General features: G+C 63.2%; 12 protein-coding genes. 7 read left to right on the top strand and 5 right to left on the bottom strand.

The features are described from left to right. Window positions 1–212 precede the first annotated feature (212 nt). Both ACFVTG_RS24685 and ACFVTG_RS24680 read left to right on the top strand, forming a co-directional pair. Window positions 213–1,109: an SGNH/GDSL hydrolase family protein gene (locus ACFVTG_RS24685; protein WP_390283626.1), complete on the top strand. Its 897-nt coding sequence runs from the start codon at window positions 213–215 to the stop codon at window positions 1,107–1,109. A gap of 2 nt (window positions 1,110–1,111) precedes the next feature. Further along, complete coding sequence (locus ACFVTG_RS24680) at window positions 1,112–1,924, top strand: SGNH/GDSL hydrolase family protein (protein ID WP_390283623.1); 813 nt, start codon at window positions 1,112–1,114, stop codon at window positions 1,922–1,924. 73 nt (window positions 1,925–1,997) lie between these two features. Here the strand turns inward: ACFVTG_RS24680 and ACFVTG_RS24675 are convergent, their stop codons facing one another. Both ACFVTG_RS24675 and ACFVTG_RS24670 read right to left on the bottom strand, forming a co-directional pair. Next, window positions 1,998–2,282: a YciI family protein gene (locus ACFVTG_RS24675; RefSeq protein WP_284755731.1), complete on the bottom strand. Its 285-nt coding sequence runs from the start codon at window positions 2,280–2,282 to the stop codon at window positions 1,998–2,000. Between the two features lie 61 nt (window positions 2,283–2,343). Then, window positions 2,344–2,976 (bottom strand): NADPH-dependent F420 reductase, encoded by a 633-nt coding sequence (locus tag ACFVTG_RS24670; RefSeq protein WP_390283619.1) that lies wholly within the window; start codon window positions 2,974–2,976, stop codon window positions 2,344–2,346. 120 nt (window positions 2,977–3,096) lie between these two features. On the opposite strand from ACFVTG_RS24670, the gene ACFVTG_RS24665 reads away from it, so the two are divergent. Then, window positions 3,097–3,576 (top strand): MarR family winged helix-turn-helix transcriptional regulator, encoded by a 480-nt coding sequence (locus ACFVTG_RS24665; RefSeq protein WP_234754501.1) that lies wholly within the window; start codon window positions 3,097–3,099, stop codon window positions 3,574–3,576. A gap of 97 nt (window positions 3,577–3,673) precedes the next feature. Beyond that, on the top strand, window positions 3,674–4,435 hold the full coding sequence (locus ACFVTG_RS24660) for an SGNH/GDSL hydrolase family protein (RefSeq protein ID WP_390283615.1): 762 nt from the start codon (window positions 3,674–3,676) through the stop codon (window positions 4,433–4,435). Here ACFVTG_RS24660 and ACFVTG_RS24655 read toward each other — a convergent pair. The 3 genes from ACFVTG_RS24655 to ACFVTG_RS24645 all read right to left on the bottom strand — a co-directional run bounded on the left by ACFVTG_RS24655 (window position 4,432) and on the right by ACFVTG_RS24645 (window position 7,320). Then, complete coding sequence (locus ACFVTG_RS24655; protein ID WP_390283612.1) at window positions 4,432–5,205, bottom strand: FAD:protein FMN transferase; 774 nt, start codon at window positions 5,203–5,205, stop codon at window positions 4,432–4,434. The two genes, ACFVTG_RS24660 and ACFVTG_RS24655, sit on opposite strands and share 4 nt — an antisense overlap. 61 nt (window positions 5,206–5,266) lie before the next feature. Continuing rightward, entirely contained in the window at window positions 5,267–5,833 is a 567-nt protein-coding gene (locus tag ACFVTG_RS24650; protein WP_390283609.1) for an FMN-binding protein, read from the bottom strand. Continuing rightward, on the bottom strand, window positions 5,830–7,320 hold the full coding sequence (locus tag ACFVTG_RS24645; RefSeq protein WP_390283605.1) for a ferric reductase-like transmembrane domain-containing protein: 1,491 nt from the start codon (window positions 7,318–7,320) through the stop codon (window positions 5,830–5,832). The genes ACFVTG_RS24650 and ACFVTG_RS24645 overlap by 4 nt, the downstream gene beginning before the upstream one ends. A gap of 428 nt (window positions 7,321–7,748) precedes the next feature. Between ACFVTG_RS24645 and rpmB the strand changes: the two genes are divergently transcribed. From rpmB to rpsN, 3 genes are read left to right on the top strand one after another with little or no spacing between them, the layout of a single operon-like run. Beyond that, window positions 7,749–7,985: a 50S ribosomal protein L28 gene (gene rpmB / locus ACFVTG_RS24640; protein ID WP_078107326.1), complete on the top strand. Its 237-nt coding sequence runs from the start codon at window positions 7,749–7,751 to the stop codon at window positions 7,983–7,985. Next, window positions 7,985–8,152, top strand: coding sequence for a 50S ribosomal protein L33 (rpmG, locus tag ACFVTG_RS24635; RefSeq protein WP_003798558.1), 168 nt, complete (start codon window positions 7,985–7,987; stop codon window positions 8,150–8,152). The genes rpmB and rpmG overlap by 1 nt, the downstream gene beginning before the upstream one ends. Before the next feature lie 2 nt (window positions 8,153–8,154). After that, window positions 8,155–8,460, top strand: coding sequence for a 30S ribosomal protein S14 (gene rpsN, locus ACFVTG_RS24630; RefSeq protein WP_028267656.1), 306 nt, complete (start codon window positions 8,155–8,157; stop codon window positions 8,458–8,460). The last annotated feature ends 515 nt before the right edge of the window (window positions 8,461–8,975 follow it).

Here is an 8,975-nt window from a genome sequence, read left to right as displayed (position 1 = left end):
CTCTTCACGCGTAAAACCCTTGTTATCAACGGCCATCGCCGGCTCCTTCAATCAACAGGTAATGAATGACTCACAACCAGCTTGACGATGAGGGAACGCTCGCTCAACAGCACAGGTGAGCGAGCGTCCGGTCGAAAGGCGCTATAGGTGAGCGAGCGTCGAATTAACCTGGGCTTTGCCGGCGGGCAACCGGGCGGGGCTACGCTGGCGTCGTGGCTGGGAACGTGCTTGATGCAGACCAGAACGGACGACGGCGGTTTGTTGCCTTGGGCGATTCCTTCACCGAGGGCGTGGGGGACCGGAACGAGGCCCTACCGAACGGCGTCCGGGGCTGGGCCGACCGCGTCGCCGAGAAACTGGCCAAGGCCGAACCGGGCTGGGAGTACGCCAATCTTGCCGTGCGGAGCAAGCGGCTCCGCCATATCGTCGAAGAGCAATTGGACCGTGCGTTGGCCATGGAACCCACTCTCATCACGCTTTACGCTGGCGGCAACGACATCCTGGACTTCGGCACGGACATGGACCTGCTCATGGCCGAGTACGAAAGACTCGTGGCCCGCCTCGCAGCCACGGGAGCCACCTTGGTCTTGTTCACGGGGTACGACGTCAAGGTCTCGGCCGTGCTGGAACCCTTCAAGAAGCGGAATGCCCTCTACAACGAGCGCGTCCGCGAACTGGCCGCCAAATACGGGGCCGTGCTGGTGGATTATTGGTGCCTTGACGCTTACCACGACCGCCGGATGTGGGCCTCGGACCGCCTCCACATGTCCAAAGCCGGGCACAAATACATGGCGGCGCAGGTACTTGATCACCTCGGCGTACCGCATAAGTTCTCGCCCAAGGACTGGGAACCGCCGCAACGGCTCAGGTTGCGCGATTGGGAACGGCGTCAACGCCGCTGGGTGAACGACTGGGTGCTGCCCTTGTTCGGCCGGAAGCTTCGCGGTGTCACGCTCGGGGACAGCCTTGGCCCGCGCTGGCCGGAGCCCGTGAAAGTGCCACGGAAGGCCGGGCTGCGAAAACTCGCGGAACGCCAAGCCGCCGCGGCGGGCTCGGCTCACGCCGGAAGCAACGCACAAGGCAAAGCTCAAGACAACGGGGGGACATGACCATGGCCACGCATACACCGCTGCGATTCGTCGCCGTCGGAGATTCCTTCACCGAGGGTGTTGGCGACACCGACCTTCGTCTGCCCAACGACTGCCGCGGCTGGGCCGACCGGGTCGCCGAGGAACTGGCCAGGCACCGGCCGCAGACGCAGTACGCCAACCTGGCCCTCCGGGGCCGTCGGCTCAAGCAGATCGTGGCTGAACAACTTGAGCCGGGACTCGCGATGGCTCCCACGCTGGTCAGTTTCCACGCCGGCGGCAACGATCTCCTCGGTGCCCGGCTGGACATGCGCAAACTGGTCCGTGGATTCGAGGACGCCGTTGCCCGGATCGCCCAAAGTGGTTCCCAGGTCCTCCTGTTCACCGAGTACAACGTGCCGCTCTCGCCGGTGTTGGAGCCGCTCAAGCTGCGCACGGCGGTTTTCAACAAGCACATCCGGCGCATTTCCGCAGCCTACGGAACGCTTCTGGTGGACCATTGGTGCTTCGAAAAGTACCAGGACCGCCGGATGTGGGCTCCGGACCGGCTGCACATGTCCGGCATCGGACACGAATACATGGCCAAGAAAGTCCTGGAGGTGTTGGGTGCCGCGCACTCGCTGGGCTCTCCGGGGCTCGGGCCGCTGCAGCCGCGGGGCCGCGCCGAGAAAATGGCCGACGACGCCGCGTGGCTCAGGCGCGACGTGGCGCCGTGGCTTTCGCGTCGCTTCAGGGGAGTGTCGAGCGGGGATCACCTGAGCGCCCGCTGGCCGGCCCTTATGCCGGTGGTCTTGCCGGAGCGACTGGGCGCGTCCCCTGAGCCAGCCAGGCTTTGAAGGGGTCAGCGTCACGCCTGACAACTTTTTGGCGGCGGTGTGCTCTGCGTGACGCCCGGGAGCTGTAACCCGACTAGTCCAGCAGGTTTTCGAACCCCGCAGATGCGCTGGTGACCGTGAATTCGATGATCTCGAAGTCGGCTACCCCGTTGACGTAGAACGGATCCGTCGCCAGGGAAGCGTCCAGTGTCGCACGATCGACGTTGGACAACAGCACACCCCCGATGGCTGGAACGCGACGTCCGGATGCAAGGAAAGTGCCGGCGTCGAACGCTTCTTTGACCCAATCCATGTGTGCGGGGCGGTGGAAATCGACGATCTCGTCAGGAACTTTGTATGTCAGCGAAACGACGAACATGCCGCCCAGCCTACAACGCGGAGGGCGGCCGCAACGGGCCGCCCTCCGAAACCAGAAGACCTTACGGCAGCAGCTTGACTGCAGAGTTCCAGTTGAAGTCGGGGTGAGTGTCGCTGATCTGGAGCGTCATGACGAGCAACTGGAAGGCTTCCAGCTCACGCGATCGGCGCAGCGGTCCGACGTTCACCGGGCGCAGCCCCGCACCTTTGACGAAGTCGACGACGGCGGCGCTCGCCTCGGCGTCGTCGCCCGCCACGAGTACATCGAGGGTCTGGCCGTCCACTTCGCCCTCCGCGAGCGTGGCTGCGAAGACGGTGTTGAACGCCTTGACTACCGATGCGCCGGGAACCAGGGCCTGCAGTTCTTCGGCTGCCGAGGTTCCGGCGGGGACGGTGAGGGAATCGAAGGTCTCGAAGTTCACGGGGTTGGAGATGTCGACGATCGTCTTGCCGTTGAGCGCTGAGCCATAGGAAGAAAGGACTTCTTTGGAGGCCTCGAACGGAGTGGCCAGAACCACGATGCTGCCTTCCACCGGAGACCCCGTGATGCCGGAGGTTCCGTTGACCGTCGCCGCCAGTGCAGCAGCAGAGCCGGCATCGCGGCTCAGGACCTGGACGCTTTTGCCTGCCGTCGCCGCGCGGGCTGCAATGCCGGACGCCATGTTGCCGGTACCGATGATGGTGATGTCAGCCATTGTTGTTCCTTTGCTTGAGTGCCCATGATTAGTTCATGTTCATTTAGTTGAAGCTTCAACTAAAACAATAATGATCTTAAGTTGAAGTGTCAAGCATTGATTTCCTTCTAAGATGAATCCATGACCGAACCGCGCTGGCTCAATGCCGACGAACGCCGTGCCTGGCTGGCCCTCCTGAGCATCAACACCCTTCTGCCCGCAGCCCTGGACACCCAACTGCAAGCGGCCGGCAAATTGTCGCTGTTCGACTACAACGTGCTCGCCATGCTGTCCGAAGCGGAGGGGCGTTTCCTGCCGATGAGTGAGCTTGCCGCCCGCACCAGTGCTTCCTTGTCGAGGTTGTCGCACGTCGTCACCAAGCTGCAGAGACGCGGTTGGGTGGAGCGTGAGGCCCATCCGGGCGATGCACGCGTCACTGTGGCGCACCTGACGGAGGCAGGCATGGACACCATCGTGTCCCTCGCCCCGGGGCATGTGGATGCGGTCCGTGCCTTGATGTTGGACGCCATGACCGACGACGACGTTGCGGACCTCGCGCGGATCGGCGAGAAGATCGTGGCCCGGCTGGACGACGACCACTGGATCCTGCGCGAACGCTAAGCAGCAGCCGCGCTGCCCGCGGCCGGTGCCGGAGCCGCCGCCGACCGTGCCACCACCGCGCGTGACGGCCGCCCCGCACTGATGAAAGACTGGCGCCATGGATTTTTCTGCCCGGTATGTGGCATTGGGTGACTCTTTCACCGAAGGACTTGGCGACGCTGACCCATCGCGCCCCAACGGAGTCAGGGGATGGGCGGACCTCGTCGCCCATCAATTGGCACAAAGCAACGACAATTTCGGCTACGCCAACCTGGCCATCCGCGGCAAGAAGCTCCGGCAAGTCATGGCAGAACAGGTGGACGCCGCCATCGCGCTTCAACCGACGCTGGTGACCCTGTACGCGGGAGCGAACGACATCTTCCGACCCAAAGTCGATATCGACAGGCTCATGGAGGACTACGAAGCCGGCATCGAGAAGCTAAGCGCCACCGGCGCCACGTTGCTTCTTTTTACCGGTTTCGACGCTCGCAGTTCCAAGGTTTTCGGCACCATGCGCGGACGCACCGCGATCTACAACGAGCTGGTGCGGGAAATCGCCGAAAACCACGGTGCGCTGCTGGTGGACTATTGGCGCTTCAGCGAATACCACGACTGGCACATGTGGGCGCAGGACCGGATGCACATGTCCACTGCTGGCCACATCAATATGGCCAACCGTGTCCTGGCCGTCCTGGAGCACGAAGGTTCCCTTGAAGTCCCGCCTCCTGTCACGCAACCCCAGCTTGCTCGGGCGGAAGCGTTGTGGGCCAACGCGCGTTGGGCCCGTGAACATGCCGCCCCGTGGGTGGTCCGCCGCGTTACGGGCAAGTCTTCAGGCGACGGCCTGAGCCCGAAGTACCCGCAGCTCACCCGGCCCTAACTGGGCTGAGCGGCAAGTTTCCGGAACCCCGGCGTGGCGAGCAGTCCGCCGTCGTTCTTCACCGCGAGCACGTCAACGTCCCAGCGGGACGCAGCCAGCGTGAGGGTTCCGGCACCGCCCGCCATGATGGCCGTGGCCAGGACGTCGGCCGTGATGATGTCGGCCGCTCCCACTGAAACCTGGCGGAACCCCTGGTCCCGCACCGATTGGAGGCCCGCGGACCAAATGTGGTGGCCGCGTTCGCTCGTTCCCGAGGTCGCCAGTGCGTGCTTGCCCTTGCTGCCGAGCGGAAACGCAGTCAGGAGCGTCGTCCGATCTTCCGGGTCAATAATCCCCGCCAGCCACGGCCGCGCAGTGCCCGGCGTCGGCGAACCGGCCACCAGGACGTCCCCGCCCGCGTTGAGGCACCAATCCTTCAGGCCCAACGCGAGCAGCGACGTTCCGGCTTCCCGTATCGCATGTCCCTTGACGATCCCCGCCAAGTCCACGACGCCGTCGGGCCGTTCCGCCGTAAACGCACCTTCCGTGAGGGTGCGCCATTCGACCGCCTCGACATACAGTCGGCGCATGTCCACGGAGGCGTCCCTCAGGGCCAGCTCGCCCCGCGCCATCGCGCTCGCCTCCGAGTCGGGACGGTAGAGACTAAACGTCCGATCCAACCCCTTGAACAACTGCTCGACGACGGCGGTGGCCGCCTCGAGTTCCTCCACCGCGGCTTGGGGAGCCGTCCCTGTAGCAGCTGGGATGGCGAGGCTCACCACAGTGCCCATGCTCGTGAACGTTCGGGAACGAAGACGGGGCTCCGCAGTGTCTTGTCCGGGCCCGTTGGGCTTAGAAATGGGCTGCATCGAGGGCCGCCTGGAGCGATGTCAAATATGCCTCGCTGGTATAGGTGGCCCCGCCGATGGTCTGCACGTTCGCCGACTGGGCGCTCAGCACTTCGGAGCGGAGCAGTGGTGCTGCCCTGGCGCTGATCTGGACCGATCGTTGCTCTTGGTCGGTCAGATGCAGGGCTGTGACATCCGTGATCACGCCGGCCTTGATGGTTACCTGGACCTGGACCGTTCCGAATCGGGTCTCCACCGCCGTGCCCGCGTAGGTGCCGCCTGCCTTGGCCGAGGCCCCCAGAGTGGAACTGGAACTCGACCCCGTGCTGGAACTCGACCCCGTGCTGGAACTGGAGCCGGCTCCGGTTCCCGAGGACGATCCTGAAGCGCTGCTCCCGGTGGTTCCATTCGCCGTCGAGCCCGTGCCTGAAGCGGCACCGCCTGTGTTTCCGGCTGCGGAGGTCGTGACGGCCGATGCGTTCGAGTCCGCCACGTGCGCCCCTGCCTGCCAACCGACCAGGAGGATGGCCGCCGACGCCAGCGCTGCTGAAATTCCTGCCCTGAGTCTCACCAGTCAAACCTTTCGTAGTGGAGTTGTTCCTCCCGGACGCCGGACCTTTTTGCCTCAGCCAGCACCTGGCGGGCCCAAGTAGATGGGCCGCAAATGTACACATCCGCGTCGGTGATGGCCGGTACGAAGTCGCGCAGCCGCGAGGTGCCGGCAGAGGCGGGCAACCAGGCGCTTTGAGGATTCCCGGACCGCGGGCCAGTCAGATGGAAGAGCGTGGCACCACGCTTCCGGCACAATTCAAGGATCTCGTCGCCAAGGAATAGCTCTTCCTTGCTGCTGCCGCGCAACAGGACGGTCGCCTGGCTGGGCGCGAAGGGAGTGGATTCCAGGAGCGCCCGGAGGGGCGTGATTCCGATTCCTGCGCCGATCATCACGACGTGTTCCCGGCTCCGGGCTGCTGTGCTGAAGACGCCGTACGGACCTTCGATGGCTACTTTCGTTCCCGGTTTGAGCGAAGCCAGCCGGGCCGAACCCGCACCCAAATTCCGGACGGTGATCCGCAAGGTGGGCTGCTGGGCGGGCCGCCCATATGACGTGCCCGACGGCGGCATGATCGGTTCCGCCGACAGGCTGAACGGATGCGCCTGCCACCACATGCCGGGGGCAAGGAAGCGCCAGACGAAGAACCGGCCGCCGTTTCCCGACAACTCATTCAATCGCAGGCCACTCATTTCGATGCTGAAGACGCCAGGCGCAAGGGGTACCACGCGCCGCACGGTCAGTTGGTGCCGGTAGGTAGCTATCACGGGCTGGGCAATACGGAACCAAGCCAGCGCCGAGCCTGTTCCTATGTAAAGCAGCAGCCAATACCAGCGCTGCCAGGTGCCTTCGGCGAACAAACCGCCCACACTGAATTGGTGCGGTAAGGCGACGGCTACTGCCAAATACGTGAGCAGGTGGACGAAGTACCAGAATTCGTAGGGAAAGCGGCGCCGAACAGCCACAAGCGAGGTGACCACTACGGCAATGAACAAGGCCATGGAGACGAACGCCAACCACATATCGGGTACCAACACCCAGAGCGAAACGGCCTCGCTCACGGGGTTCAGGCCCTCGGCCATGCCGTAGCCGGTTGCCACGAGAAGTCCATGCGCCAGCAACAGGTACAGTGCCGGTTTGCCTAGCTTCCGGTGGAATTCCAACGCCCTGTCATGCCCCACCGCGCCGTCCACGAAAGGCAGGCGCGCCGCGAGCAGAAGCATCAGGAAGACCAAGTCCATGCCGGCAAGCCCGGCCAGGATCCCGACGGCGGTGACCGCTTGGGTGAGGTTCCCGACCGACGACATCCCGCCGTCGGCGAGCCACAAAGCCAGCGCCGCTGCGAGGGAAGCCCACAGCGCAACGGTGAGCATGTCCGTCCGGAACATGCGTCGGCGATGCTGCGCAGCGAACCTTCCCTTGGCGGAATTGCGCCGCTCGGGCGCTGGAGGCTGACCCGGGGACGTACCCGCACGTTGGCCTGGGGAGGCGAGGAGTTGTGACTTCATGTCTCAAGATTGAACTCTCAACCTTTCGATCTCCTGTGAGGGGACTAGCCTCCGCTTATGATTTGAGGAACTGGTTCTTATACACGCGATTGGTCTTAATTTCCCCCAGCCCCTAGACTTATTAGGCGCTAGGTGGCGCGGAGCGTGTGCAATTGCTCCGGTTGGCGGTGACTGTTGGCAACAACAGGAGATCCGCGGGCCGGTAGTTAGGGGCTCAAGTTGCGTGCATTCCAGTATTCGCCCAGTATTCCGGCCTGTTGTCCGGACCCACTACCTTCGCCGCAGCGGTGATCATTGGCTGATTTCAGTCGAGGGATCCACCCTGCGGGAACTACCGAAAACGGTGTGGACTGGTTGCGGACGTCGCCTATTGCACGGGAAGTAGGAACTCTGCTTGCCGTTTCATTTTATTTTTTAGGAGAGTCGTCATGGCAGCAAACTGCCAGGTGACCGGAGCCGAGCCGGGCTTTGGACACAGCATTTCGCACTCGCACCGCCGCAACAAGCGTCGGTTCGACCCCAACATCCAGAAGAAGCGCTACTGGGTTCCGTCCCTGCGCCGTAATGTCACGCTGACCCTGTCGGCCAAGGGCATCAAGACCATCGACGTTCGCGGCATCGACGCAGTCGTCGCCGAAGTTCTGGCTCGTGGGGTGAAGCTCTAGTGGCAAAGGACAAGGACGTACGTCCGATCATCAAGCTGAAGTCGACTGCGGGAACCGGTTACACCTACGTGACCCGCAAGAACCGTCGTAACGACCCGGACCGCCTGGTCCTGAAGAAGTACGACCCCAAGATCCGCCAGCACGTCGAATTCCGAGAGGAGCGCTAAACATGGCTAAGAAGTCCAAGATTGCTCGCAACGAGCAGCGCAAGGTCATCGTTGAGCGTTACGCTGCCAAGCGTCTCGAACTGAAGAAGACCCTGGTTGACGCCAACGCGACTGACGAAGCACGCGAAGAGGCTCGCCTCGGCCTGCAGAAGCTGCCCCGCAACGCCTCCCCGATCCGTCTGCGTAACCGCGACATCATCGACGGCCGCCCGCGCGGTACCTTCCAGAAGTTCGGTATCTCCCGTGTTCGCTTCCGCGACATGGCTCACCGTGGTGAGCTCCCGGGCATCACCAAGTCTTCCTGGTAATCCAGAAGCACTAGAAGGGCCGGCGACCGTTTGGTTGCCGGCCCTTCTTGCGTTTAAGGCGACGGGTTCCGGGCTCCGATGCGTCGGGTGTCCGAATTCGGCGGGTTTCGAGGCTTGGCGATTAGTGGTGCAGCACACAGTGCCGAATTACGACGCCGGCGGCTTCCTTTTGCGCTCGACCGGCTGTTTTGTCCCGGATTACCGCGGTTCTTGCTCGCCTGAGGCGTGATTTGCGTGGGGTCTTGGGGGTGTGTAAAGTAGATCGAGTCGCCGCCGCTGATGCGGAAAAATTGCGACAGACTCCCTTTCAAATGGAAACCAAATTCCTGGTTCGCTTTCTTGCGTTCCGGTGCGGTTTCCGGGGGTCGCGGATGGTGTTTTGTCCGGCGTGGTTCCCGGTTTCGGGAGTTGCGCTGAGAAAGCGTGTCTGGTAAGTTTGGAAAGTTGCTCCGGAGCGATCCTGGACCCTTTGGTGGGTGTGGGTGGTGCCGGGTGTGTCTGTTGTTTGAGAACTC

The sequence above is a fragment of the Arthrobacter sp. NPDC058127 genome (genome assembly GCF_042884555.1).
Lineage (GTDB): Bacteria > Actinomycetota > Actinomycetes > Actinomycetales > Micrococcaceae > Arthrobacter.
The sequence above is the reverse complement of the archived record's forward strand: the minus strand, read 5'-3'. Positions and strand labels throughout refer to the sequence as shown.

Bases quoted from the DNA above. Each gene is read 5' to 3' on its own strand.
- rpmB (WP_078107326.1), top strand. From the start codon at position 7,749: ATGGCAGCAAACTGCCAGGTGACCGGAGCCGAGCCGGGCTTTGGACAC.
- ACFVTG_RS24665 (WP_234754501.1), top strand. From the start codon at position 3,097: ATGACCGAACCGCGCTGGCTCAATGCCGACGAACGCCGTGCCTGGCTG.
- ACFVTG_RS24680 (WP_390283623.1), top strand. From the start codon at position 1,112: ATGGCCACGCATACACCGCTGCGATTCGTCGCCGTCGGAGATTCCTTC.
- ACFVTG_RS24655 (WP_390283612.1), bottom strand. From the start codon at position 5,205: ATGGGCACTGTGGTGAGCCTCGCCATCCCAGCTGCTACAGGGACGGCT.
- ACFVTG_RS24660 (WP_390283615.1), top strand. From the start codon at position 3,674: ATGGATTTTTCTGCCCGGTATGTGGCATTGGGTGACTCTTTCACCGAA.
- ACFVTG_RS24675 (WP_284755731.1), bottom strand. From the start codon at position 2,282: ATGTTCGTCGTTTCGCTGACATACAAAGTTCCTGACGAGATCGTCGAT.
- ACFVTG_RS24670 (WP_390283619.1), bottom strand. From the start codon at position 2,976: ATGGCTGACATCACCATCATCGGTACCGGCAACATGGCGTCCGGCATT.
- rpsN (WP_028267656.1), top strand. From the start codon at position 8,155: ATGGCTAAGAAGTCCAAGATTGCTCGCAACGAGCAGCGCAAGGTCATC.
- ACFVTG_RS24645 (WP_390283605.1), bottom strand. From the start codon at position 7,320: ATGAAGTCACAACTCCTCGCCTCCCCAGGCCAACGTGCGGGTACGTCC.